The sequence below is a fragment of the Campylobacter sp. RM9328 genome, from assembly GCF_012978615.1.
Genome location: NZ_LIWF01000006.1, coordinates 51,011 through 75,681 on the forward strand (window position 1 = coordinate 51,011; position 24,671 = coordinate 75,681).

Sequence of the window (24,671 nt, forward strand, 5' to 3'; positions counted from 1 at the left end):
TTTATTATTGCAAGCAAAATTTGTTCCAAAGTAGGCTATTTTGCGCTTTGAATTCTTTCGATGTCACTTTTCATTTTGTCTATTTTTATACCGCCAAGATAATATTTAACTCCAAAATTTCCACTATCTACATCTGTTAAAAGCTGATATGCACCATCTTTTGTTACTACCTTAAACGGCAAGCTTATCTCGCGTTTATAATCTATATCGCGAGTGATGTGCTCTACCAAACGCTCATTTATCTTTTGGTTGTTTGCGATAAAGTAGTATCCATTGTATTTTTCTATAAATTCTTTTTGGACATATTCGTCTGTTACGTTTTCAAAGTAAGTAAGTCCGATAAGTATAAAATTTTCAACATTTTTTAGTTGGTATTCCATTAAATTTGGAGCTTCTTTTTGACAAGGAGGACAAAATGTGCCAAATATATCAAACATTATGATCTTGTTTTCATCGCCTTTTATGTTAAATCCATTTTGCGTTCTTACAAGGGTTAGTTCTTTGCCGGAAACGCTTGTTAATTTTATCTCTTCGCCTTTTGCGTATTCTTTAAAATTTAAAACACTCGTCTCTTTTTCTTCGCTACTGCAACCTAAGAATAAAAACGTTGAGAGTAAAACAGTTAGAATTTTTTTCATTTTTTACCTTTAAATAGATTTTTTCATCGCGGCACGAGCTTCAAGATCGGCTTCACGTTTTTTTAAAGTTTCACGTTTGTCGTGTAAATTTTTACCTTTTGCAAGTGCTACACGAACTTTAACGATATTTTTATCGTTTAGATAAAGCGAGAGCGCAACCATAGTTAGCCCATCTCTTGTTACGCTACCAAATAGTTTATCGATCTGTTTTTTGTGCATTAAAAGCTTTCTTGGAGCGCGTTCATCTGGCCTAAAGCTTGCGTGTGTTGTTTCTAAATGTCCGATGTGAGCGTTTAGCAAAAACATCTCGCCTTTTATGATACGTACGAAACTATCTTTTAAATTTACTCGTCCTGCGCGAAGCGATTTTACTTCACTGCCACGTAAAACTATACCGGCTTCAAATGTTTCTAAAATGTTAAAATCATGTAGCGCTTTTTTATTTTTTGCTAAGTCTTTTATCATTTGCTATCCTGTGATTTAAGCATAAAAAACGAGCTTCCACTTCCACTTAAAAATTGATCCTCATGCTCTTTAAGCTGCGGATAAAGTTCAAGACAAGGCGCATAAAGATCGTTTAGCTCGTAGTTTTTAAAATTTTGCAAAAGCTTTGATGAGCTCAAATTTAAAAAATCATTCGCCTGTTTCACATTGATATTTTGCATAAAATCACTTCTAAATTTTTTATAAACCTGAGGCGTGGAGCAAAATACATTAGGCGTTATAAGCCTAGTTTGAGGCACATCATCGTCAAATTCTTTAACTATCTCGCCAACCCCGCTAACATTTGCACTTTTGTATCCATAGATAAAAAACGGCACATCAGAGCCGATCTTTGCGCCGATTTGTGCTAGTTTGTTCATTGGGATTTTTAAATTTAACTGCTCGTTTGTCATGAGTAAGAATGTCGCCGCATTTGAACTTCCCCCACCAAGACCGGCGCCTGTTGGGATATTTTTATTAAGAACGATTTTATGGGCAGTAAAAAACTCATTGATCACATCTTTAAAGCCCGCATTTTCAAGCTCGGTTTTGGCCTTTAAAATAATGTTGTCTTTAATGTCAACATTGCTAGTAAGCTCAAATTTATCCGCTTTTTGAAATTCTATCTCATCAAAAATATCTTCAAATCTCGCAAATCTCGATAAAATTTCATGATAATTGCCGCGAGTACCGACGATCTTTAAGAAGATATTGATTTTTGCGTAGCTTTTCATTTCTCGATTTTCTTTGATAGTTCCGTTAAATTTTCATCGCTTGCATGTTTGCTTGCTTCTGTATTTTTGGCTTTGATCTCATTTGAAAGCTCGCTTCTTAGTATCATCATGTTTTTTGGGGCTTCTATGCCGATTTTAACACCACTTTTTGAGATGCTAACAACTGTTATTTTAATGTCGTTGCCAAGCAAAATTTCTTCATTTTCTTTTCTTGAAAGTATTAACATTTTTCAACCTTGTTTAAACAATAATTAACCATATCGTTTTGCACTTCGATAATGCTAAAAAATTTATCATAATTTAGTAAATATATCCCATTTTCTTTAAATTTTAGCTTGCCTACATTAAGCTCTTTGCCGTCAAACAGGTCGCTTATGTCGCCTAGATATTCGTTGTCTTTTATGTCTAAAATTTCAGTTGGATTTAGAAATTTTTCGTTTTCAAATTTAAATTTACCTTCGCTAATCCGTCTAAGCGCAGTTAATGTTGCATCAAAGCCTAGTTTTTTTGCAAAAAGCTCCGCGTAAGAGCGCACATATCCACCTTCGCTAAGTGAAATTCTAAATGTCAAAAACGGATGCATGTAGTGTAAAATTTCACAGCTAAAAACCTGCATCGTCTGTTTTTTTAGCTCGAATTCTATACCTTTTTTTGCAAGATTATACGCGCGCTCGCCGTTTATGTTTTTAGCGCTATATTTTGGGGGGATAAATTCAACCTCTTCTAATAAATCTTGACGCACTATCTCAAGCGAGCTTGGCGCAAAAGGTAAAATTTTTTGCACCTGCGTTATGTTTTGATTATCCAGACTTTTGCTACTTGCCCCTATCCACATTGTTGCTTCATATACTTTTGGAGACTTATTTAAAAACCTGAACAAACGCGTATACGAGCCAAATGCAACGATTAAAGCGCCACTTGCAAATGGATCAAGCGTGCCGGAGTAGCCAGCCTTTTTAACCTTGTATTTTCGTTTTAAGCGGCTAAGAAATTGATTCGAGCTTAGTCCGGTTGGTTTATCGGCGACAAATATTGCGTTCATACGGCATGCTCAACAAAGCTTGACATGATCTCTTTGACATTGCCGGCAAAATTTATCGTAAGCTTAAGCTCTTTCTTGACTTTGCTAACTTCTGTTACGCGACCGATACCAAAAATTTTATGTTTGACAAGATCACCTTTTTTGTATTCGTTGCTTTGTTCTATAACAAGAGAGCCTTGTACAAGCCCACTTTCGCTTAGAAATCTACTTTTGTTAAGTCTTGTTCGCTGACCTTTGTAAAAGCGTGAATTTGCAAAGCTTAGCGTTAAATTTCTTTTGGCTCTAGTTATGGCTACGTATGCCAAGCGGCGCTCTTCTTCTATGTCGCTACCATCTCCGATGAGCGGGAAAAATCCCTCCTCAAATCCTATAACAAAAAGGTGTTCAAACTCAAGACCTTTACTAGCATGCACGCTCATTATCGAGATAGCTTCGCTGCTTATATTATCCTGCTCGCTAGTTATGGTTAGTTCGTTTAAAAACTCATCAAGATCAAAGCTTGGATTTTGCTTGATTTGATCCTTTAACATCGCGTAAAATTCGTCGATATTTGCTGCACGTTCACTTCCGTCAGGCAAGCTTTCGTAGTATTTTTTAATACCAAATTTTGTTTCTATATTATCAATAAGTTCATAAAGTGACTCAAAGCCTTGTAGTTCTTTTAAGTTTTGAGTAAATTCCATTAGCGCGGATTTGATTTTTTTGCTAAAAACTTCGTCTTTTTCATCTATGGCAAGAATTGCTTCAAAGAGTGAAATTTTATTGTCAAATGCGATTTTCTCGAGTTTTTCAAGACTTATCTTACCAAGTCCTCGTTTCGGACGGTTGATGATACGTTTTATCGAAAAGTCATCATTTTGATTGATCACAAGTCTTAAATAACTTATGATATCTTTGATCTCGGCACGTTCGTAAAATTTAATACCTCCGACCATTTTATATGGAATTTTTTCTTTATTTAAGCCATCTTCAAGTGAGCGAGAAAGGGCGTTTATACGGTAAAGTATGGCTATGTCTTTTGCCGCAACTCCGCTTAGAAGTAGCTCTTTTATCTGTTTTGCTATCTTGTTTGACTCTATGTTTTCATCAAAGCTTTCCATGAGTTTTATCTCTTCACCGTCCCCGCTGACGCTGATTAAATTTTTACCAAGCCTGTTGCGGTTGTGGTCGATAAGCTCGTTTGCGGCTTTTAATATCGGCGTAGTTGAGCGATAGTTTTGCTCTAGTCTTATGATCTTTACATCTTTAAACTGGTCTTTGAAATTTAGGATATTTTCGACCTTTGCACCGCGCCAGCCGTATATGCTTTGATCATCATCGCCGACGACGCAGATATTTTCATGTGTTGCGCAAAGCTTTCTTAGAAGTTTGTATTGCAAGTCGTTTGTATCTTGATACTCATCGACCATTATGTATTTATATCTGTTTGAAATTTCACGAGCTAAGTCCTCGTTTTCGTCTAAAATTTTATATGTCAGCATGAGTAGATCGTCAAAGTCAACCAAGTTATTTGTTTTTAAATACTCTTCGTAGCGTTCGTAGATAACGGCCACCTTTTGATAAAAGCCGTCTTTCCCGTTTTCATTGTTTAAAAAATTTGCGTTTTTATAAACATCTTCTACACTGAAAAGAGAGTTTTTGTAGTTTGAAATTTCATTTGCGAGGATAGAGGTTGCGATCTGGCTTTCAAAACTTTTTATGATACGCTTTTTGTCATCGGTGTCGATGATGATAAAGTTGTTTTTGCGTCCAAGTTTTGAGATGTAGAATTTTAAAAACAAAAGACCGAATTTGTGAAATGTGCAAAGTAGGGGAGTGAAATTTGTATTTACATCGCTAAGCATAGCAAGTGCGCGACTTCGCATTTCGTTTGCAGCTTTGTTTGTAAAAGTAAGTGTTAGTGTGTTGGCCGGATCTATGCCAACTTCGCCTATTAGATAGGCTAGGCGAGTTGTGATGGTTTTTGTTTTACCGCTACCAGCACCAGCAAGGATAAGCATGGCTCCATCAATATGTCTTGCAGCCTCTTGTTGTGAATCGTTTAATTGGTTTAATAAATTTTGCATATTTTACTTTATAAATTAAATTTAAACATAGATTTTATCTAAAAATTGTTGAAAGCTTGATTATAGATAAAAGTAGTTGTTTTTGTAGATTTTGAACTTGAAAATTTTTAATAAAATTTATACTTTTACTTAAGGGCTAAACCGACATAAATTAAAATTAGCATCGGCTCATGGATAAAGTTTACTGTTTTATTTGTTGTAAAAATTTATTTTGACCCGAATAAATCCCTATTGTTTGGATTAGACATAAAGATCGACATAGACTTTTTGGTCTGATCTTGCCTTGCTTTATGTATGGAAAAATTTATCAAAACAGGACTGTTTTCTACTAAAATTTGCACTATCGCTCCAAGTGGCAAAGTCACTAAAGAAGCGAAATTTTGTGTGCCAAATCCAGCTTCAAAACTAAGCTCTTCCTGTGATAAAATAGCACTTTCAAACGTGTATCCGCCAAGGCTAAACATGATAACCGGCATGTTAAAATTTATACTCACTTCAGGTGGAAGCGGTGGATTAAAATTTACAAGCGGGAGATTTGCCATAATGGAGAAATTTACGTTGTTTTGCAGTAGAAAGTCTATACACTCGTAAACGTGCATTTTCATCAAAAGAGAGAATTCTTCGTTATCTAAAAGGCTTTCTAACATGTTAATTTACCTCCTTAAATTCTTTCAAAAGCTCTTTAATCTCTTTTAGACCTATTTGCCAAAAATCATCACTGTCTATATCAAAACCAAACATTAAAACAAGCTCTTTTGGACTTTTTGAGCCACCAAAGCTTAAAAACTTAGTATAAATTTCAACGAAATTTTCACACTTGCCACTCTTGTAAAGTCCAAATAAAGCAAGAACTAAAAGTTGTGCATAAGAGTAGGCATAGCAGTAAAATGGAGTGTGGATAAAATGTGGGATGTAGCTCCACCAAATTTTATAATAATCATTTAAAATAACGCTATCTCCAAACATTTTCGCACTCTCTTCAAGCCAAATTTTATTTAACTCGTCACTACTTATCTCGCCTTTGTGCGCATGAATGCGTCTTTCAAATGTAGTAAAATTTATCTGGCGATAAAGTGTTGCAAAGATATCTTCAAGCTTGCTTGCGATAAGTGCTTGACGTTCTTTTGGTGCAAGTGTATTTTTAACATAGTCAAAAACCAACATCTCGCAAAATACCGAAGCAGTTTCTGCTGTAGTAAGCGGAGTGTCGGAATTTAAATAGCCTACGCTATAACTTAGCTTTTGATGTATGGCATGCCCAAGCTCATGAGCTAAAGTAAATAAGTCGCGCCTTTGGTCTGTGTGGTTAAGCAAAACGTATGGATGGGCGTCACTTGAGCCAGAGTGCGAAAATGCCCCTCCTCTTTTGCCGTCGCTTGGATAAGCATCTATCCAGCCGTCCTTAAACGCCATTTTGGCGATCTTGCCAAATTCTGGACTAAATTTATTAAAAGCCTTTAAAACTATCTCCTTGCTTGTTTTAAAGCTATAAATTTCGTCGCCACTTTTTAACGGCGCGTATCTATCGTAGTCATAAAGCTTTTTAAAACCTAGAATTTCACGTTTTTTTCGGTAGTATTCGTGCACGAGACCAAAGCTATCCTCACTTGCTTTAATAAGTGCATCTACGCTTTGTTTTGTGATCTGATTATCAAGATGGCGTGGCGCTTCTGGCTTATCAAAGCCTCGTAGCTCGCAAGATGTTGCAAGATCTGTTTTTATCATATTGTAGATATATGTCAAAAGATGTTGATGTCTACTAAGCTCTTTTGAGAGTGATTTTGCAGCCATTTTGCGCTCATCTCTATTTGCGCTGTGAAGTTTGCTTAAAATTTCCTCTTCGCTTAACAGGTTATCTTTAAATTTAAATTTCATTGCACTCATACTTTCGTCAAAAAGTCTTGCAAAGGCTTGTGCTCCTGTGTTTGAAGTGCGAAGCAGAACCTCTTCTTCTTTTAAGCTTAGTTGATGTGCTTTTTGTTTTTGTAAATTTGATAGATAGTAGGCGTATTTTGGTGATGAGTGTATAAAATTGTCTTGAATTTTTTCATCAAGCTCATTAAATTCTATCTCGAAAAATAGCAAATTTTGTTGCGCTTTTGTGCACTCTTCATCAAATTTAGCATAAAATGCACCTTGTTTTGTGTCTTTTGCAAAGACTAAAAGGGCATAAGTCATTATTTTTGAGATGTCAGAGAGTAGACTTTCGTAATTTTCTATGCTGTTTTTAAAATCTTGCTCGTTTAATAAAGCTAGCTTCTTTTCAAATTTAGCTTTAAATTTTTCGCAGTTAAGCTTAGTTTTTGATGTAAAATTTTCAAGTTCTTGTGTATTTTTAAAAAGTGGAGTTAGATCCCATTTGCTCATTTATTACCTTCAAATATTTTTTGAATATTTTACAGAAAAAATGAGATATAAGCAAGTTTTAAAGGTTAATGTAAATTTGGCGCCTTGTGACGCCAAATTTATTATTTGATAGTTTCTGAAGCAATCGCCGTAAATACAACGTCAGACGAGCTGTTTAATGCAGTTTCGACAGAGTCCTGGATAACGCCGATTATAAATCCTACCGCAACGACTTGCATAGCGATATCGTCTGAAATTCCAAATAGTGCACAAGCAAGAGGCACAAGTAGTAATGAACCACCGGCAACTCCGGAAGCTCCGCATGCTCCGATAGCTGATATAAAACTAAGTAAAAGTGCATCTGCAAAATCAACGGTAATATGATCAAGAGAATTTACTGCCGCAAGTGCTAAAACGCTTATAGTGACCGCCGCGCCAGCCATGTTGATGGTAGCACCAAGAGGTATAGAGATAGAGTAAAGCTCTTCCTTTAGACCGAGTTTTTTACAAAGAGCCATGTTTACAGGGATATTTGCTGCAGATGAACGAGTGAAAAACGCAGTTACGGCACTCTCTTTAATTGTTGTCATTATAAGAGGGTATGGATTTTTCTTTGTTATTATAAATGCGATTAGAGGATTTACTCCAAAGGCCACAAACAGCATAGAACCAACTAAAACTAAGATAAGTTTTAGGTATCCAGCAAGAGCGTCAAACCCTGTCTCATGAATGCTAATCGCAACAAGACCAAAAATACCAAACGGAGCAAGACGGATTACAAATTTAACGATCTTTGTGATACCTTCGCTAACATCTTTAAATACATTTTTAGTCTCTTTTGAGCAACTTCTAAGCGCAATACCGGCACCTACAGCCCAGGCGATTATGCCTATATAGTTACCGGTGCTTATTGCAACTACGGGGTTTTGTACGATTTTAAATATAAGGTCTTTTAATACATCTATAACGTTTTGAGGGGCGCTTAGCTGTGCCGTTTCAACACCTTTTAAGACAAGTTCAACAGGGAACATAAAGCTTGCACAAACTGCTACAACGGCTGCTAAAAATGTAGCTAAAAGATATAAAAATACGATCTTACCCATGCCTTTTGTTTCGCCAAACTCTTTTGTTATTATCGATGTTGCAACTAGAACAAAAACAAGTATCGGAGCTACGGCCTTAAGTGCGCCGACGAAAAGGTTGCCAAGTATAGAAATAGTGTTTAAAATACTATTTGCAAAATTGGCAGACTCGCCACCTGCGCCAAGTTGTGAGTGTCCCCAAAAACCTACGATGGCACCAAGAATAATGCCTATTAAAATTTGAACGATCAAGTTGCCGTCGGCATAGCGTCTGGCAAGTTTTGAAAAAGCGCTCATTTCACCACCTTTAAATTTAAGATAAAACTTAAGTATATCCAAAAAAGGCTGAAAGAAATAAAATTTAATATTTGATTAATATAAATTTTAAGATGAAATGCTACAATTACGCCTAATTATTTAAGGATAAAGGAAAATGTATGTATCTTTTTACGTCTGAAGTCGTAAGTCCGGGACATCCTGACAAATGCGCCGATATAATTGCTGATAGTATCGTTGATAAAATTTTAACAGAAGATCCAAACGGTCGCGTTGCAAGCGAGGTTTTTGTTGCAGGTAAAAATATCGTTATCGGAGGAGAAATAAACTCAAAAGTAAGCCTTTCATATCGCGACTATGAGCGCATCGTAAAGGATGCTTTGGCTCATATCGGATATAACGGTAAGTCAAATTTTACAAAAGAGCAATGTTTGCATCCTGATGATATTGAGGTTAAGGTTTATTTAAACCAACAAAGTCCTGACATCAACCAAGGAGTTGATCAAGAAAGCGGAGAGATAGGCGCCGGCGATCAAGGTATTATGTTTGGTTTTGCAAGTTGTGAGGCGAAAGAATACATGCCTGCAGCTATAACTTATGCTCGTATGCTGTGCAATAAAGTCTATAAATTTGCAAAAGCAAATCCTGATAAATTAGGGGTTGATATAAAAACACAAGTTACTATTGATTACGGCACAAAGGATAATTTTGAAAATTGCAAGCCTCAAAGTATCCATACTATAGTCGTTTCAGCACCTTGCGTAGAAGAAATGGGTATAAAAGAGCTTAGAAATTTGGTTCAAGAACTTATCGATGATACCGGACTTCCAAAAGAGCTATATAATAAAGAAAAAACTATCATCTACATAAACCCAACCGGTAGATATGTAAATCACAGCTCGCTTCACGATAGTGGTTTAACAGGACGTAAGCTTATCGTAGATAGTTTTGGCGGATATGCCCCGATAGGCGGTGGTGCGCAAAGTTCAAAAGACTACACTAAGGTTGATAGAAGCGGTCTTTATGCGGCTAGATATATAGCTAAAAATATCGTTGCGGCAGGACTTGCTAAAAAGTGCATAGTTCAAATTAGCTATGCTATAGGTGTTGCAAAACCAACTTCTGTTAGTGTTGATACGATGGGAACGCAAGTGGAGGGCATAAATGATGATATGCTTTCAAATTTTGTTATGCAAAATTTCCCTCTAACTCCAAAATGGATAACCAATAAATTTGGACTTGATAAGCCCGGCAAAGATACATTTTTATATGCAAAAGTTGCTGCAAAAGGTCAAGTTGGCGATGCAAAATATCCATGGGAAAAACTTGACAGCGTTAATCTATTTAAAGGCTTGATAGCTTAATAAATTTTTATGAGAGCCTAATTAAACAGGCTCTTTTTTGGTGTAATTATCTCGCTTGGACTTCCATTTACACTATGATATATGGTTTTATTGTATTTTGTAGCGTAATACTTTAATAAATTTCTTTGCAAAATAGGCTCTGTTGAAGGAAAATATCTGGCTTTAAACCAGCCGTTGTTGGTAATGGCAAACATAACATCAAATTTTCCCTCATAAAGCTCGTCACGAGTCGCTTCATAACATATCGCATTACGTATCTTAACTCCGTCTATCTCGTAATCACTTAACGTTTTTGCTGTTTGAAAATCTTGCGCACCGTCAAAAAACATCTTGTTTATTATCTCTTTTATGAAATTTGGAAGCGGAATTTCCTCTCCAAAAGGCACTAAGATTAGCTTGTCAAAGCGTTTCATTTCGCCTTTATCAAAGAAAAAGGCGGAGTTATAAATTTGCTTGTTCTCATAGGCTAAACCGCCTGCAATGATTGCGATTTGTTGTGATTTTTCTTTTAGTTCTGTTTGTAAATTTGATTCATGTGTTATAAATGTAGGAAAGGCACTTTCTGGCATTAATATAGCTCGTTTGCCATTGTTGATAGCATCATCTATCACGGCCAAATTTTCATTTATAAAACTATTTTTTAGCTCTTTATCCCATCTTTGTCTTTGTAAAATATCTGAATTTGTCAGCTGTAGTTCAAATGGCAAAATTTTGACATCTTTGCTATCAAACTGCAAGGCGCAAACAAGACAGATAAAAACCGCTATAAATTTATAAATTTTAGAAAAATATGCTAAAGATATCGCAGCCAAAAACATAAAAGCAAGACCTCTTGCGCTTGGGTCAAATGCGCCCAATACAAGTGTTGCTTCAAGATTAAACCAATTAAATCCAAACGGATGAATATAGCTAAAAACAAAAAGTACCACGGCTCTTAGTGTGATAAAACTTGGAAAGCTTGCCGCCCAAAAAATAAACCCGTAAATAGTAGCGATAGATAAAATCACAATTGGGATTAACCAACCTAAGTCGTAATAAATAAAGCTAAAACTTATCCAGTAAAACCACAAAATTCCACTAAAAAATCCAGCCGCAAAAAAACCAGCTCTAGTTGAAGTGATCACGGTATATATCCCTGCAAGCGTTAGAAATGGTGACATAAGATCAAACAAAGAGTTGTTAAAAGGTGCTAAAAAAATAAAGTTTGCCAGTAAAAATGCGCCGACAAAGGCTTTTATTATAATTTTAGTGCTAAAATATCTACTTAAAAAATTTAAAACTAAGGAAACCCATGCAAAACGGAGATTTTTTTGCTTCATTACTACCTCTAATCGTGCTTTTTGCGATTTTTTACTTTTTGGTTATAAGACCACAACAAAAACAGCAAAAGCAACATGCTCAGATGATAAAAGCTTTGGAAAAAGGCGATAAAATCATCACTAGCGGCGGACTTATTTGTGAAGTGGTTAAACCGGAAGACGATTTTATCAAAGTAAAGCTTAACGATGACGTAATCGTTCGTCTTTCACGCGAGTTTGTGGCTAAAAAGATCGAAGCCTAAAACATGCGTAGTACAAAGGTAACTTATAGGCTGATTATTCTTATAATCGCCTTGGTGTTTGGTATCGTTTTTTCGATGCCTTCTTTTTTGCAAACTCAAGGCGGATCTAAAATTTCACTAGGTCTTGACTTGCAAGGCGGTTTACACATGCTTCTTGGTGTTGAAACACACGAGGCTATAAATTCCAAGATAAAATCTATCGCAGGAAGCATAAACTACTATGCAAAAAAAGAGGATGTTTTAATCGATAAATTTAAAATCAGACAAGATAGCGTAGAATTTACCCTACTTGATAGCGATGAGGCACCTAAAATAGATGCTGCGCTAAAAGAGATAGTAGGCTTAGAAATTCAAAAAGATGGCTTGAAATACACAATAATGCTAACCCAAGAGGAGCGTGCTGCTACGGTAGAATACGCTATCGCTCAAGCTGTTGAGACGATACGCAACAGACTAGACCAATTTGGTTTGGCAGAACCTACCGTTGCAAGACAGGGTGAGGATAAAATTTTAGTCGAACTTCCCGGTATCAAAACTCAAGAAGATGAGCAACGTGCTCGCGATCTTATCGCAAAAGCAGCGCATTTGCAGCTTATGGCGGTAGACGATAAACGTCAAGATCAAGCAAACACTATGAGTGCGGCACAAGCTGAAAGTTACGGCGATATTATATATCCAGACGCTAAAAACGAACAGTTTAAATACGTGGTTAAAAACATCCCTGTTCTTGATGGCTCCATGCTAACAGATGCGAAAGTTGCTTTCTCTCAACAAAACAATCAACCTATAATAAATTTCTCTCTTAATTCCGAAGGAGCTAGAATTTTTGGTGATTTTACCGGAGCAAATGTTGGAAAACGTCTAGCTATAGTGCTTGACGGTAAGGTTTATTCAGCCCCCGTGATCAATGAAAGGATAGGCGGCGGAAGCGGTCAGATAAGTGGCGGCTTTAGTGTAGAAGAGGCCCATGACGTGGCTATCGCGCTTAGAAGCGGCGCTTTGCTTGCTCCCGTTAAAGTACTTGAAAAACGTAGTGTAGGACCATCTTTGGGAGCTGAAAGTATACAAAAAAGCATGACAGCACTTGCAGGAGCCGCTATGTTTATAGTTGTTTTTATGATGATTTACTACGGAATGTCGGGCGTGTTTGCAAATATCGCTTTGGTGGCAAATATCATAATCCTAGTTGCCGTAATGGCGCTTTTTGGAGCAACTCTAACACTACCTGGTATGGCCGGTATCGTTCTTACTATCGGTATGGCTGTTGACGCTAATGTTATCATAAATGAGCGTATAAGAGAGTTCTTAAGAGAGGGAGCAAACCTTAAAACAAGCGTGAAAAAGGGCTATGAAAATGCTATGAGCGCTATTGTGGACGCAAATATCACGACACTAATTACAGTTATAGCCTTATACGCATACGGCACGGGACCGGTTAAAGGCTTTGCGGTAACAATGAGTATCGGTATCTTAATATCTATGCTTACTGCGATACTTGGAACACACGGATTTTTTGATCTATTTATAGATAAGATAGAACGAAGTGGTAACACAAGGCTGTGGTTTGGCTACAGAAGAGATAAATAAATTTAAGGGTTAATAATGCAAATTTTTACAAAGGCTAGAGTCTATGACTTTATGAAGCTTAAAATTCCTTCAGTCATCATCTCTGCTATACTATTTTTCGGCTCTATTTTCTTGCTTGCAACCAAGGGACTAAACTACGGCATAGACTTTTCAGGAGGCACGCTTATACAGTTAAGATATGATGAAAAAGCACCTCTTGATAAGATAAGAGATGCGTTTAGTGCAAACGAAATGTTAAAAAATGCTTCTGTAACGGAATTTGGTAGCGATCGCGAAGTGGTTGTTCGTTTTTCGGGTTCAAGTTCAGATATAGGCACTGATATCGGCGCTGTAGCAAAAGAGCTTTTGAAAGATACAGGCAACGTTGAGATAAGACGTGTTGATATAGTTGGACCAAAGGTTGGTGGAGAGCTTAGAGAAAAGGCACTTATGGCGATACTTATCTCATTTGGAGCGGTGCTTATATATATAGCACTTCGCTTTGAGTGGAGATTTGCACTTGCTGCTGTTATATCTGAAATTCACGACGTTGTTATCACGCTTGGTGCTATTTCTCTTTTTGCTATAGATGTAAATTTAGATACTTTAGCTGCCGTGCTAACGGTGCTTGGATACTCATTAAATGATACTATTATTATATTTGACCGTATAAGAGAGAGTATAACTACAAGCAAGCGAAACGATATAAACGGTATCATAAATGAGTCTGTTTCGGCTACACTATCAAGGACGATATTAACGTCAGGTTCGACATTTATAGTTGTATTTATACTATATATGTTTGGCGGAGATATGATAAATGGTTTTTCATTTATACTTATGGTTGGTGTTTTGATAGGAACATTTAGCTCGGTTTATACAGCATCTCCGTTTCTTGTATGGCTTAAATTTAGCGTGGATGAGTATAGGGCTAAGCTTGGAGAAAAAGCGAAGCTTAAAAAAGAGAGAGAGCGTGAGCGCGCTATGTATGAAAAGGGTGTAGTATAAGGAGTTAATATGAACTGGGGAAAGGTTGTATATATATTTTTCGCTCTTATGAGCTTAACTACTGCAGCTGAGTTTTTGTATGATAAAAATGAAATAGCGCTTTTTATTGCAGCTAGTATAAATCTTGTTTCAACATTACTTAAAATCGGTGTTAAAAACATATTTTCTGCGGAGCTTTTTGCTAGTTCGCTTGTTGCGGACTTGCACCTTATACCGGCATTTGTGGTACTTCAGGTTAATGCCAATATGACACTTTGCTACTCGCTTGTTATAGGAGCAGTTATCGCAAACGTCTTTTCATTAGCACTTGTTTTGATCGAGTCTGCAAAAACTCAAGAAGAATTTTAGGAGATATTAAATGGCTGAAAATTTAAAATACAATGCTTTGGATATAGAGAAAAAATGGCAAGAAATTTGGGCTAAAAATGGGGAATTTGAACCAAAAGACGACTATAGCCTGCCTAAAAAATATATCCTAAGCATGTTTCCGTATCCTAGCGGTCGTATACATATGGGTCACGTTAGAAACTACTCCATAGGCGATGCTCTTGCTAGATATTACCGCACGCAAGGCTTTAACGTGCTTCATCCGATAGGCTTTGATAGCTTTGGTATGCCGGCTGAAAATGCAGCTATAAAAAATAAAATTCATCCTAGAATTTGGACTTATGAAAATATAGACTATATGACTAAAGAGCTTCGTACTTTAGGACTGTCTTTTTCTAAAAGACGTGAGCTTGCGACTTCGGATCCTATCTATACAAAATGGGAGCAAAGCTTTTTTATAAAGATGTTTAAAGAGGGATTGGTTTATCGTAAGAGCGCCATAGTAAACTGGTGTGAGCACGATCAAACCGTTCTGGCTAATGAACAGGTAGAAGAGGGATGTTGCTGGAGATGTGGCAATGAGGTTGTCCAAAGAGAGCTTCCTGGGTATTATTTTAAGATAACGCAGTATGCAGATGAGTTATTAAACGACCTTAAAACGCTTGAGGGCAAGTGGCCAAGTCAAGTTTTAACCATGCAGGAAAATTGGATAGGTAAAAGCTTTGGTCTTGAATTTAAATTTTATCTTGATGATGATTCAAAGAAAATTTTAGGCGATAAATTTGATGGTTTTGAGGTATTTACAACTCGTCCTGATACGATTTACGGTGTTACATATACGGCTTTAGCTCCAGAGCATGCTATTGTTAAAGCGCTTTTAGACGGCAACACTCTTGATGAAGATAAAAAGTCAAAAATAAAATCAATCCTTAACCAAAGCCCAAGAGAGCGCCAAGCTAGCGAGAAAGACGGTGTATTCTTGGGAATTTATGTAACCCATCCGCTTACTAATGAAAAAATTCCTGTATGGGTTGCAAATTTCATCCTAGCCGACTATGGTAGCGGTGCTATCATGTCTGTTCCTGCACACGATCAGCGTGACTTTGACTTTGCAAGTGCATTTGATTTACCGATAGTTTCTGTTATTAAGACAGAGGAAAATAATGGCGAGATAATGCGTCCAAAAGCCACCGGCGACTACGGTGTTTCTATAAATTCTCCACTTATAAACGGACTTAGTAGCGAAGAAGCCAAAATGGCTATGATAGAAAAATTTGAAGAGCTAAAGCTTGGAAAAAGAGTGGTAAATTTTAAACTTAGGGATTGGGGAATTTCTCGCCAAAGATACTGGGGTGCTCCGATACCGATAGTGCATTGTCCAAAATGTGGCGTTGTGGCTGAAGATGAGAAAAATTTACCGGTTGCTCTACCTGATGATGTTGAGATAACAGGAGAGGGAAATCCGCTCGATAAACATCCGACATGGAAACATACGAAGTGTCCAAAATGCGGTTGTGATTCCATAAGAGAGACGGATACTATGGATACTTTTGTGCAAAGCAGTTGGTATTTTGCTAGATACGCTAGTGATGAGCGCACATGGAACGACACAGCACTTGATAAAAAAGGCGTTGATTATTGGATGAATGTCGATCAATACATCGGCGGTATCGAGCATGCCATACTTCACCTGCTTTATGCGAGATTTTTCCAAAAAGTTCTTCGCGATCTTGGCTATATGAGAGATGACGAGCCATTTAAAAATTTGCTTACTCAAGGAATGGTCTTAAAAGACGGCAAAAAAATGAGTAAGAGCAAAGGCAATGTTGTAGATCCCGATGATATCATAAACAAATATGGAGCCGATACGGCAAGGCTATTTATATTATTTGCCGCTCCTCCTCAAAAAGAGCTTGAATGGAACGACAGTGCAGTAGAGGGCGCTTATAGGTTTTTAAACCGTCTTTGGGATAGGGCTCAAAGCATCAAGCCGTGCGATAAAATTCCAGCCATAGAGCATGCAGGTCTAAACAAAGAGGAAAAATACGCACGTCTAAAGGTCTATGAGGCACTTGCTAAATCCCGTGATGTATTTACTCAAAGCTTTACGTTTAACACTTTGATAGCTGCTTGCATGGAGGCATTGAACGCCATAAACGCTCAAGATAACGATGAGGTAAGCGCAGAGGGATTTTTCATCATCTTAAATTTACTTGAGCCTATCGTACCACACATCGCATGTGAGCTTAGCGATAAGCTTTTTGGTAGAAAGAATTTTGGCGAGATAGAAATTTTAGACGAGGTTTTTGTAAAAGACACGATAAAGTTAGCCGTTACGATAAATGGTAAAAAAAGAGCCGAATTTGAGATGAGCGCTAATTCTAGTGAGAGTGAAGTATTAAAAGAAGCAAAAGAACAAACGGCAAAATGGCTTGAAGGCAAAGAGATTATAAAAGAAATTTATGTCAAAGGCAAACTTGTAAATTTGGTTATCAAAGGATAAAATTTGAAGTTTTTTATTAGTGTTTTTATGGCTTTGATGCTTGCTGGATGTGGGTATAAACCTGTGTCTAAAATTACCAAAGAAATGACCGGTGAGAGTGTTTATGTTGATGTTATCATTAGCAAAACCGAGCCAAAAAATAGCGTTTGGGTAAAAGACGCTGTAAAAGAGGGCGTCGTTTCACGTCTTAACAAAACACTAAGTGATGATCAAAATGCCGATATGTCAATAATTATATCAGTAGGCTCATTGTCGTATCAGGCCGCTGTTTATGATCAATACGGATACATTACTTCATATAGGGCTATTTTAAATTTAAATTTTAAAACAAGGCTTAAGGATGGAAGTGTTGTAAATATTACCACAAGCGGAGAGCATGACTTTAGTATCGCAAGGCGTTTGCAAAATACCAGATATGCAGATAGTGTCATAAGTGATACCGAAAGATATGAAGCGATAAAAGAGGCTTCAAAAGAAGCATTTGATGAGTACATAGCAAATTTAGCACTAAAAGGATATCAAAATGGCAGCCGTAACCGTTAGCCAAATAGTAAAAGAGGCGTTAACAGAGATCAAAAACCGCCATTTAATGCTAACACCGGAAAATTACACCGACGTATTTAATGAAATTTCAAAAAAATACGGCTTTAGTACTGAAGAAAGTAGAAAAATAGAAAAATACATCTCAAGGCTCGGAGGAGAGTATAAAAATCAAGCACTATCGCTTAACATAAAAACAGTAGATGAGTTTGTGGCGTTTATGACGGCAAGACTAGGTAGGAGCACGAGTGCTACTAAGTCTAATGAAGATGATGTAAAGACAAACCAGTCATTAAATGCTTTTGCTAGAAGAATTCTTCAGGCTGTTTCTATCCTGCATAATAAAGATGCAAAAGCTTTGGCAGAGCAGGGTATGCAACTTTTAGCCAAGAAGTATGATCCGCAAACACTAGATACGATGAGAGAAAGGTGGTTTGACTTTGTTAGCTCATACAATGACGAATACCTAGACTTTTTAAAACACTATGGAGTTAAAAGCTTTGATGATTTACAGGAGATGAGTAAGGAACTTGAAAATTTCCTAACTGTTAAAAATGAAAATTCCGGTATCGCGGCCATAACGGAACTTTTTATAAAGATGCTAGAGCCTTCGATAACGACCGAGCTTGGCGATAAGCTTGATGAGTTGACAGGCATTATAAAGAAAAATCCACTAGGACTTAGTGAGCAAGATCTACAAGACAAGATAAGCTCTTTTGTTGATCTTAGGATAGAAAAAGATAGAGCAGAGATAAAAGAAAAGGTAGGCTCGTTAAATGTCGTGCTTGGAACTATCGGGGATAAAATTTCAGACATAGCCGCAAGTTCTAAAACCAGCTCTTTAAAGATGCAAGACATTCAAAACAACCTAAAAGATGTCACTTTAAACAGAACGGGCATCGAGCAGATAAGAACGATACTTTTAAACGTTGCTAGCGCTTTAGAGATAGAAAGTCGAGAATTTGGCAATGAGATGAACAAAAAACAACAAACCATCTCGGAGCTAAAAGAGCGTGTAAGCTCGCTTGAAAAAGAACTTGAAGCGGCAAAATTAGAAAGCAAAGAGGACTTTTTAACCAAAGTCGCCACAAAACGCGCACTAATGAGCGAACTTCAAAAGATAGAGGACGCTTATAAGAGATACGGTATCGACTACTCGCTTTGCTTTGTTGATATTGATTTCTTTAAAAAGATCAACGACGGATATGGGCATGATGCCGGAGATGTTATACTTTCAGCCGTTGCGCAACTTCTTAAAAAACATGTTAGAAAAATAGACTTTATCGGTAGATACGGTGGAGAGGAATTTATCGTCTTACTTCCAAATACAAATTTAAACGATGCTGTAAAATTTGCCGACAAGGTAAGAAGCGTGATAGAGGGTTTTAAATTTATATATAAAGACGACCGTATCAAGGTTACTATAAGTGCAGGAGTCGCAACAAGAAGTGCTAACATAAATGAAACCTTAACTCTTGAGAGTGCCGACAAGATGCTTTATAGCTCAAAACAAAACGGTCGCAACCAAGTAATGCCAAAGATTATAGAGTAAAATTTGCAAAATTTAAAAAATTTACTAAACGGCAAACCACTTTTTTATAAAGAGATGGATTATGAACGTATGCCGTGTGCATGGAAGAAGATATGTTCGGACATAAAGCCATTTAAGATCGTGCATGTCATAGGAACAAACGGGAAAGGTAGCACGGGTAGGTTTTTGGCTCAAATTTTGCATTTAAATGGAAAGAGTGTGGGGCACTATACAAGTCCGCATATTTTTGAGTTTAATGAGAGATTTTGGCTAAACGGCAAAGTTGCAAGTGATGAAATTTTACAAAAAGCTCACGAGAGACTGCTTGAAATTTTACCTCAGGAATTTGTCTTTAAGACAAGCTATTTTGAGTATGCTACTCTACTTGCTGCGGTGCTTTTTGAAGAGTGTGAGTATTTTATCTGTGAAGCAGGTATAGGCGGAGAGTTTGATGCGACAAACGTCTTTAATAAAAGGCTTAGCCTGTTTACTCCTATCGGTTTTGATCATGTTGGGGTTTTGGGCTCAAGCATAGAAGAGATAGCAAGGACTAAATTTAATGCCATAAGCAAGAGTGGCGAAGCGATAATGAACGACACAATGCAGCCTATATGTGCCAAAATAGCCAACGATATAGCAGCAGAAAAAGATGCTAAGCTTAGTTATGCAAATGAAATTTTAGACAAAAACGACTATGAAAATTTAAAAGCCTATGAAAAGAAATTTGCGTTACCTGAGTTTTTGTATTCGAATTTAAATTTAGCCGCAGCAGCTGCCAAAAAAATACTAGGCAAGCTTGATATTTCAAATTTAAAAGCACTCGATCTTAGCGGAAGATGTGAACAAATCGCACCAAATGTATTTATAGACGTCGGACATAATGAACTTGGCGCACAAGCCATAGCAAGAAAATTTAAGGATGAGAAATTAGTTCTTATCTATAACTCGTTTTTTGATAAAGACTACCGTGCGGTTTTAAAGGCACTAAAACCTATCATAAAACGTGTTGAGGTTTTTGAGTATCCAAGTGACGGTAGAGAGCTTGCAACAAACGAAATAAAGCATACTTTAGACGAGCTTGGCTTTGAGTGGAAAGAATTTGGCGGTGTAAAATTTGATCAAGGCGAGAAGTATTTGGCATTTGGTTCGTTTTATTTGGTAGAGGCATTTTTAAGAGAGTTTTATGCAAGCAAAGGTTTATGAGTATCTTTCAAAAAATAGTTGCGAAATTTTAATTTGCGAAGATGATAAAGAGGCGAATTTATGTGCCGATGCGGCGGAATTTGCAGGATACAAGTCGTTTAAGCTTCCTGATTTTCGTGCTCGCTTCGGAGATGATCTTCGTAGTTTTAGTCAAGAGCTTTTTGAAATTTCTACCATTCTTAGCAAGTATTATAAATTTGATGGCAAAAAGATTATTATAAGTCCAGTATGCACGCTTTTAAACCCGCTTCCTGCAAAAAAACACTTGCAAAGCAAAAGTATAAATTTTGCCGATAAGGTAAATTTAAACGAGCTTGCGGATGATCTTATGCGTCTTGGATACGAGGCAGTAGATATCGTCGAGAGTGTCGGTGAGTTTAGTGTCAGAGGCGATATTATTGATATTTTTGCGATAGGCTCGGATGAACCGGTTAGAATTTTACTTTTTGACGATGAGGTTGAGAGTATAAGAAATTACTCTCCGTCAACGCAAATCAGCCATAAAATAGAGCTTGAGAGCGTTGAGATAACTCCTTTTATTGCAAATTTAAGCAAAGATGAATTTGAAAACGTAAATGAGAAGATCGGCTCTTTAAATACGGATGCTTTGCTTGGTGATATAAATTCACTTGGGTTTTGGGTGATAGATGACTTTGTCGATTATCTAACAAATTTTAGCTGCAAGCTTGTAAAAGAGATAAATTTTGATGATTTCGAGCGTGATTTAAAGACGCTTAAAAGCATTGAAATTTTGCCAGAAGCAAAGGTTTATAAAGATCTATCCGTAACGCCAAACAAGGACTTTTTTGAACTAAATCAAAATAAAAAGATCACCGTTTTAGCAAGAAACGAAGGGCTTTTTAATACATACGACTTAAGAGAATTTAAAAATTTAGAATTTATAAACTCACCGCTTGTTGTAAATTTAACCTCAAGCGAACATATCGTAATTTCGCTAAATAAATTTGAGAAAAAATCACGCGTAAAACGTGCAAGTTTAGTCGTTGATGAGCTAAAGATAAATGACTACGTCGTGCACGAGGACTACGGTATCGGTAAATTTTTAGGACTTGAGAAAGTTACCGTTTTGGGTGCGACAAAAGAGTTTGTTGTTATTGCTTACCAAAATGACGATAAACTACTTTTGCCGGTAGAGCACTTAAATATGATCGATCGATATATAGCACAAAGTGGTTCGGCGGCAGTGCTTGATAGGCTTGGCAAGGCAAGTTTTGCAAAAATAAAAGAAAAAGTTAGAGAAAAACTCTTTGTTATCGCTTCAAAAATCATAGCAATGGCAGCACAACGTGAGCTAGTAAACGGTGAAGTGATAGATAAAAACGATCTTGAGTATCTAAAATTTAGCCAAAAGGCAAATTTTGAATACACAAAAGACCAAACAAGAGCTGTTGAGGAAATTTTAAGCGATCTGAAAAGCGGTCGCGTGATGGACCGTTTGCTAAGCGGCGATGTTGGTTTTGGCAAAACAGAAGTTGCTATGAATGCGATATTTGCTTGTGTTAAGTCTGGCTTTCAGTCGTTATTTTTTGTTCCCACGACGCTACTTAGTTCGCAGCACTATAAAAACTTAAAAGAACGTTTTGATGGATTTGATATTAAAATTTTTAGGCTTGATAGATTTACAAGCGCCAAAGAAAAGGCTGTTATAACAAAGGCGCTTAATGACGGCGAACCTTGCGTTTGTGTAGGAACCCATGCCTTACTTAGCGTAAAAGCTTCTAAAATGGGTCTTATCGTTGTTGATGAAGAGCATAAATTTGGCGTAAAGCAAAAAGAAAAACTAAAAGAAATTTCAGCCACTTCGCACATCTTAAGCATGAGTGCGACGCCGATCCCAAGAAGTTTAAACATGGCTTTAAGTCAGATCAAGTCCTACTCTGTTTTACAAACTCCGCCCAGCTCAAGACTTGATGTTAGAACAAACGTTAGAGAGTGGGACGAAAAGGTTATAAAAGAGGCTATCATGCGAGAATTAAGGCGTGGCGGACAGGTCTTTTATATACATAATCACATTGCTGACATGGAGCAAACCAAAAAGAATTTGCTTAAAATTTTACCGAAATTACGAATTCTCGTCCTTCACTCAAAGATAAGCGCCCAGGTCACGGAAGATGAGATGATTAAATTTGAAGATGGCGAATACGACTTGCTTCTTTGCACAAGTATAGTAGAAAGCGGGATTCATTTGCCAAACGCAAATACAATAATCGTCGAAAATGCAAATAAATTCGGCATGGCAGACTTACATCAGCTTAGAGGTCGTGTTGGTAGAGGCGATAAACAGGCTTACTGTTATTTTTTAGTTGAAGACAAGCAAGCACTTTCAAAAGATGCACTAAAAAGGCTTGTAGCGCTTGAAAGTAACTCATTTTTAGGCTCCGGAAGCGTTCTTGCGTATCACGATCTTGAGATTAGAGGTGGTGGAAATATCATGGGCGAGGCGCAAAGCGGCCATATTGAAGCGATAGGGTATTCGCTCTATTTAAAAATGCTTGAAGATGAGATAAATTTACTTCTAAACAAACAAAGCGTGAAGTTAAATAAAATCGACTTAAAACTTAGCATAAACGCCTTTTTAAACCAAGATTTTATCAGAGAGGATCGTTTGCGTCTTGAAATTTATAGAAGACTTAGCAAATGTGATGAGGTGAATGCTGTTCATGAGATAGCAAGTGAGCTTGAAGATAGATTTGGCAAGATAGATGTTTATACGGCTCAATTTTTACAGCTTATAATCATAAAAATTTTAGCATTAAAATGCGGTTTTAAATCGATCTCAAATGCTGATCAAAATATTGTTTTAACAAAAGAAAATGATGAAAAAGTAAGACTTAAGTCAAGAAGCAAAGACGACGACGATATAGTTGAGGAAATTTTAAGCTATTTAAGAAAGGAAATGAGGTTAAATGATTAATTGGGAAAATGTCCTAGCAGCGGTTTTTAGAGAACGCAAAAACGAGCTTGTAGCGGTTAGCGATATTGATTTTGTAGATATAAATTCACTCCTTGGCATAGAAACACAAAAAGAACAACTGCTTGAAAATACTCAAAAATTTATAGACTCAAAAGAGGCAAATCACGTCTTGCTTTGGGGCGAGCGTGGATGCGGTAAGAGTAGTTTAGTAAAGGCTGTCTTTACTAAATTTTATACAAAAGGGCTTAGGGTTATTGAGATAGGCTGTGATGACCTGCGATTTTTGCCTGAAATCATAGATGAGATTAGAAAAAGCGAGTTTAAATTTATCATCTTTTGCGATGATATGAGCTTTGAAGATGGTAGTAAAGAGTATAAATTTTTAAAGCCGATCATGGAAGGTTCTATACAAAAACCACCTAAAAACGTCCTGATATACGCTACTTCAAACCGAAGACATCTTTTAAGCGAGTATAAAAGCGATAATGTTTCAACTCTTGTTAGTCAAGACGAAATTCACTACTCGGATGCAACTCAGGAGAAAATTTCTCTTTCTGATAGATTTGGTCTTTGGATAAGTTTTTATCAAGGTAGCTTTAACGACTACCTAAAGATAGTTGATTTTTATTTTAAGGATTATACCGGAGATAAAGAGAAGCTTCACGAGCTTGCTAAAAACTATGCAACTTTGCGTGCAAGTCGTAGCGGACGCACGGCAAAGCAGTTTTATATAGCTTTTAAGGATAGCTTTAAATGACATCTACTAAGCTTTTTTTGACGCTTTTAAATTCCAAAACAAGAGATGATTTTAACGAGTTAAGATGGCCACAGGAGGGCACTTTTGAAGTTGTTATCGGTGCGATACTCGTTCAAAATACCGCATGGAAAAATGTAGAAAAAGCTCTTTTAAATTTAAAAACTGCAAACAAGCTAAGCCTTGATGCGGTGTTGTCATTATCTGTGCAAGAACTTGCTATGCTTATAAAGCCTAGCGGATTTTACAACACAAAGGCAAAGAGGCTAAATGGACTTTGCACTGCAATAAAGAGTGAATTTGAAAATTTTGAAAATTTTAAAGAGAGTGTTGATAGGGAGTGGCTACTTGGCGTAAAAGGCGTTGGCGCCGAGACGTGCGATGCGATACTAGCTTATGCTTGTAATAGACCATATATGGTAGTTGATGCGTATGCTCTTAGAATTTTAACTCATTTAGGATATGAATTTGAAAGCTATGATGAGGCTTCCGAGTGGTTGAGCGCGCTTGAATACGATAAAATTTATAAAATTTTAGGCGATAAATACGACGAAGTTGAAATTTTAAAGCTATACCATGGACTCATACTTGAGTTTTGCAAGGAAAATTTCAAAGGCAAAAATTTGAGCGAAAGCGGAGAATTGGTACTAAAAAATACAAAAATTTGATAAAGTTACTTTAAATTTACATTTCATGGAGTAAAATACTCCTA

Annotated in this window: 22 protein-coding genes; 12 read left to right on the forward strand and 10 right to left on the reverse strand. The window is 36.8% G+C overall.

What is annotated here, in order from left to right; translation table 11 throughout:
* Nucleotides 1–35: 35 nt before the first annotated feature.
* The 9 genes from CCAL9328_RS05355 to sstT all read right to left on the reverse strand — a co-directional run bounded on the left by CCAL9328_RS05355 (nt 36) and on the right by sstT (nt 8,688).
* A complete protein-coding gene (locus CCAL9328_RS05355; RefSeq protein WP_170000193.1) occupies nt 36–638 on the reverse strand; it encodes a thioredoxin domain-containing protein in 603 nt (200 codons plus the stop codon).
* 9 nt (nt 639–647) lie between these two features.
* Nucleotides 648–1,103 (reverse strand): SsrA-binding protein SmpB, encoded by a 456-nt coding sequence (gene smpB / locus CCAL9328_RS05360; RefSeq protein WP_170000194.1) that lies wholly within the window; start codon nt 1,101–1,103, stop codon nt 648–650.
* Nucleotides 1,100–1,855, reverse strand: a complete 756-nt coding sequence (locus tag CCAL9328_RS05365; RefSeq protein WP_169971440.1) for a 4-(cytidine 5'-diphospho)-2-C-methyl-D-erythritol kinase — start codon at nt 1,853–1,855, stop codon at nt 1,100–1,102. Before CCAL9328_RS05365 ends, smpB begins: the two co-directional genes overlap by 4 nt.
* Nucleotides 1,852–2,082: a carbon storage regulator CsrA gene (gene csrA / locus CCAL9328_RS05370; RefSeq protein ID WP_169937351.1), complete on the reverse strand. Its 231-nt coding sequence runs from the start codon at nt 2,080–2,082 to the stop codon at nt 1,852–1,854. Before csrA ends, CCAL9328_RS05365 begins: the two co-directional genes overlap by 4 nt.
* Nucleotides 2,076–2,897 (reverse strand): tRNA pseudouridine(55) synthase TruB, encoded by an 822-nt coding sequence (gene truB, locus CCAL9328_RS05375; RefSeq protein WP_170000195.1) that lies wholly within the window; start codon nt 2,895–2,897, stop codon nt 2,076–2,078. Before truB ends, csrA begins: the two co-directional genes overlap by 7 nt.
* On the reverse strand, nt 2,894–4,963 hold the full coding sequence (locus CCAL9328_RS05380; protein ID WP_169971444.1) for an ATP-dependent helicase: 2,070 nt from the start codon (nt 4,961–4,963) through the stop codon (nt 2,894–2,896). The genes truB and CCAL9328_RS05380 overlap by 4 nt, the downstream gene beginning before the upstream one ends.
* 206 nt (nt 4,964–5,169) lie before the next feature.
* Nucleotides 5,170–5,610 (reverse strand): hypothetical protein, encoded by a 441-nt coding sequence (locus CCAL9328_RS05385; RefSeq protein WP_170000196.1) that lies wholly within the window; start codon nt 5,608–5,610, stop codon nt 5,170–5,172.
* A 1-nt stretch (nt 5,611) separates the two neighbouring features.
* Complete coding sequence (locus CCAL9328_RS05390; protein ID WP_170000197.1) at nt 5,612–7,330, reverse strand: M3 family oligoendopeptidase; 1,719 nt, start codon at nt 7,328–7,330, stop codon at nt 5,612–5,614.
* A 101-nt stretch (nt 7,331–7,431) separates the two neighbouring features.
* Nucleotides 7,432–8,688: a serine/threonine transporter SstT gene (sstT, locus tag CCAL9328_RS05395; protein ID WP_169971450.1), complete on the reverse strand. Its 1,257-nt coding sequence runs from the start codon at nt 8,686–8,688 to the stop codon at nt 7,432–7,434.
* A 140-nt stretch (nt 8,689–8,828) separates the two neighbouring features.
* On the opposite strand from sstT, the gene metK reads away from it, so the two are divergent.
* Nucleotides 8,829–10,031 (forward strand): methionine adenosyltransferase, encoded by a 1,203-nt coding sequence (metK, locus tag CCAL9328_RS05400; RefSeq protein WP_169971452.1) that lies wholly within the window; start codon nt 8,829–8,831, stop codon nt 10,029–10,031.
* A 17-nt stretch (nt 10,032–10,048) separates the two neighbouring features.
* On the opposite strand, the gene CCAL9328_RS05405 is transcribed toward metK, so the two are convergent.
* The gene (locus CCAL9328_RS05405) at nt 10,049–11,350 is read right to left on the reverse strand and encodes an apolipoprotein N-acyltransferase (protein ID WP_170000198.1); all 1,302 of its coding nucleotides are present in this window, start codon (nt 11,348–11,350) and stop codon (nt 10,049–10,051) included.
* Between CCAL9328_RS05405 and yajC the strand changes: the two genes are divergently transcribed.
* From yajC to CCAL9328_RS05460, 11 genes are read left to right on the forward strand one after another with little or no spacing between them, the layout of a single operon-like run.
* The gene (yajC, locus tag CCAL9328_RS05410) at nt 11,323–11,592 is read left to right on the forward strand and encodes a preprotein translocase subunit YajC (protein ID WP_169937367.1); all 270 of its coding nucleotides are present in this window, start codon (nt 11,323–11,325) and stop codon (nt 11,590–11,592) included. The two genes, CCAL9328_RS05405 and yajC, sit on opposite strands and share 28 nt — an antisense overlap.
* A 3-nt stretch (nt 11,593–11,595) precedes the next feature.
* Nucleotides 11,596–13,179 (forward strand): protein translocase subunit SecD, encoded by a 1,584-nt coding sequence (secD, locus tag CCAL9328_RS05415; RefSeq protein ID WP_170000199.1) that lies wholly within the window; start codon nt 11,596–11,598, stop codon nt 13,177–13,179.
* Nucleotides 13,180–13,194: 15 nt separating this feature from the next.
* Nucleotides 13,195–14,166, forward strand: coding sequence for a protein translocase subunit SecF (secF, locus tag CCAL9328_RS05420; protein WP_169937371.1), 972 nt, complete (start codon nt 13,195–13,197; stop codon nt 14,164–14,166).
* A gap of 9 nt (nt 14,167–14,175) precedes the next feature.
* Nucleotides 14,176–14,514 (forward strand): DUF6394 family protein, encoded by a 339-nt coding sequence (locus CCAL9328_RS05425; RefSeq protein WP_169937372.1) that lies wholly within the window; start codon nt 14,176–14,178, stop codon nt 14,512–14,514.
* A gap of 10 nt (nt 14,515–14,524) precedes the next feature.
* Nucleotides 14,525–16,996 (forward strand): leucine--tRNA ligase, encoded by a 2,472-nt coding sequence (gene leuS / locus CCAL9328_RS05430; protein WP_170000200.1) that lies wholly within the window; start codon nt 14,525–14,527, stop codon nt 16,994–16,996.
* A gap of 3 nt (nt 16,997–16,999) precedes the next feature.
* Nucleotides 17,000–17,539 carry an LPS assembly lipoprotein LptE gene (gene lptE / locus CCAL9328_RS05435; RefSeq protein WP_169971460.1) on the forward strand — a complete coding sequence of 180 codons (540 nt, stop codon included), beginning with the start codon at nt 17,000–17,002 and terminating at the stop codon, nt 17,537–17,539.
* Entirely contained in the window at nt 17,520–19,088 is a 1,569-nt protein-coding gene (locus tag CCAL9328_RS05440) for a GGDEF domain-containing protein (protein WP_170000201.1), read from the forward strand. The genes lptE and CCAL9328_RS05440 overlap by 20 nt, the downstream gene beginning before the upstream one ends.
* 54 nt (nt 19,089–19,142) lie before the next feature.
* Nucleotides 19,143–20,270 (forward strand): Mur ligase family protein, encoded by a 1,128-nt coding sequence (locus CCAL9328_RS05445; RefSeq protein ID WP_170000241.1) that lies wholly within the window; start codon nt 19,143–19,145, stop codon nt 20,268–20,270.
* Nucleotides 20,251–23,205: a transcription-repair coupling factor gene (gene mfd / locus CCAL9328_RS05450; protein ID WP_170000202.1), complete on the forward strand. Its 2,955-nt coding sequence runs from the start codon at nt 20,251–20,253 to the stop codon at nt 23,203–23,205. The genes CCAL9328_RS05445 and mfd overlap by 20 nt, the downstream gene beginning before the upstream one ends.
* A complete protein-coding gene (locus tag CCAL9328_RS05455) occupies nt 23,198–23,962 on the forward strand; it encodes an ATP-binding protein (RefSeq protein ID WP_169937382.1) in 765 nt (254 codons plus the stop codon). The genes mfd and CCAL9328_RS05455 overlap by 8 nt, the downstream gene beginning before the upstream one ends.
* Complete coding sequence (locus CCAL9328_RS05460; RefSeq protein WP_170000203.1) at nt 23,959–24,627, forward strand: endonuclease III domain-containing protein; 669 nt, start codon at nt 23,959–23,961, stop codon at nt 24,625–24,627. The genes CCAL9328_RS05455 and CCAL9328_RS05460 overlap by 4 nt, the downstream gene beginning before the upstream one ends.
* The last annotated feature ends 44 nt before the right edge of the window (nt 24,628–24,671 follow it).

Excerpts from the sequence above, each read along its gene's own strand:
- mfd (WP_170000202.1), top strand. The coding sequence starts at position 20,251 with ATGCAAGCAAAGGTTTATGAGTATCTTTCAAAAAATAGTTGCGAAATT.
- secD (WP_170000199.1), top strand. The coding sequence starts at position 11,596 with ATGCGTAGTACAAAGGTAACTTATAGGCTGATTATTCTTATAATCGCC.
- CCAL9328_RS05380 (WP_169971444.1), bottom strand. The coding sequence starts at position 4,963 with ATGCAAAATTTATTAAACCAATTAAACGATTCACAACAAGAGGCTGCA.
- metK (WP_169971452.1), top strand. The coding sequence starts at position 8,829 with ATGTATCTTTTTACGTCTGAAGTCGTAAGTCCGGGACATCCTGACAAA.
- CCAL9328_RS05365 (WP_169971440.1), bottom strand. The coding sequence starts at position 1,855 with ATGAAAAGCTACGCAAAAATCAATATCTTCTTAAAGATCGTCGGTACT.
- CCAL9328_RS05405 (WP_170000198.1), bottom strand. The coding sequence starts at position 11,350 with ATGAAGCAAAAAAATCTCCGTTTTGCATGGGTTTCCTTAGTTTTAAAT.
- CCAL9328_RS05445 (WP_170000241.1), top strand. The coding sequence starts at position 19,143 with ATGGATTATGAACGTATGCCGTGTGCATGGAAGAAGATATGTTCGGAC.
- CCAL9328_RS05355 (WP_170000193.1), bottom strand. The coding sequence starts at position 638 with ATGAAAAAAATTCTAACTGTTTTACTCTCAACGTTTTTATTCTTAGGT.
- secF (WP_169937371.1), top strand. The coding sequence starts at position 13,195 with ATGCAAATTTTTACAAAGGCTAGAGTCTATGACTTTATGAAGCTTAAA.
- sstT (WP_169971450.1), bottom strand. The coding sequence starts at position 8,688 with ATGAGCGCTTTTTCAAAACTTGCCAGACGCTATGCCGACGGCAACTTG.
- CCAL9328_RS05440 (WP_170000201.1), top strand. The coding sequence starts at position 17,520 with ATGGCAGCCGTAACCGTTAGCCAAATAGTAAAAGAGGCGTTAACAGAG.
- CCAL9328_RS05455 (WP_169937382.1), top strand. The coding sequence starts at position 23,198 with ATGATTAATTGGGAAAATGTCCTAGCAGCGGTTTTTAGAGAACGCAAA.
- CCAL9328_RS05385 (WP_170000196.1), bottom strand. The coding sequence starts at position 5,610 with ATGTTAGAAAGCCTTTTAGATAACGAAGAATTCTCTCTTTTGATGAAA.
- truB (WP_170000195.1), bottom strand. The coding sequence starts at position 2,897 with ATGAACGCAATATTTGTCGCCGATAAACCAACCGGACTAAGCTCGAAT.
- smpB (WP_170000194.1), bottom strand. The coding sequence starts at position 1,103 with ATGATAAAAGACTTAGCAAAAAATAAAAAAGCGCTACATGATTTTAAC.
- yajC (WP_169937367.1), top strand. The coding sequence starts at position 11,323 with ATGCAAAACGGAGATTTTTTTGCTTCATTACTACCTCTAATCGTGCTT.
- CCAL9328_RS05460 (WP_170000203.1), top strand. The coding sequence starts at position 23,959 with ATGACATCTACTAAGCTTTTTTTGACGCTTTTAAATTCCAAAACAAGA.
- leuS (WP_170000200.1), top strand. The coding sequence starts at position 14,525 with ATGGCTGAAAATTTAAAATACAATGCTTTGGATATAGAGAAAAAATGG.
- csrA (WP_169937351.1), bottom strand. The coding sequence starts at position 2,082 with ATGTTAATACTTTCAAGAAAAGAAAATGAAGAAATTTTGCTTGGCAAC.
- CCAL9328_RS05425 (WP_169937372.1), top strand. The coding sequence starts at position 14,176 with ATGAACTGGGGAAAGGTTGTATATATATTTTTCGCTCTTATGAGCTTA.
- CCAL9328_RS05390 (WP_170000197.1), bottom strand. The coding sequence starts at position 7,330 with ATGAGCAAATGGGATCTAACTCCACTTTTTAAAAATACACAAGAACTT.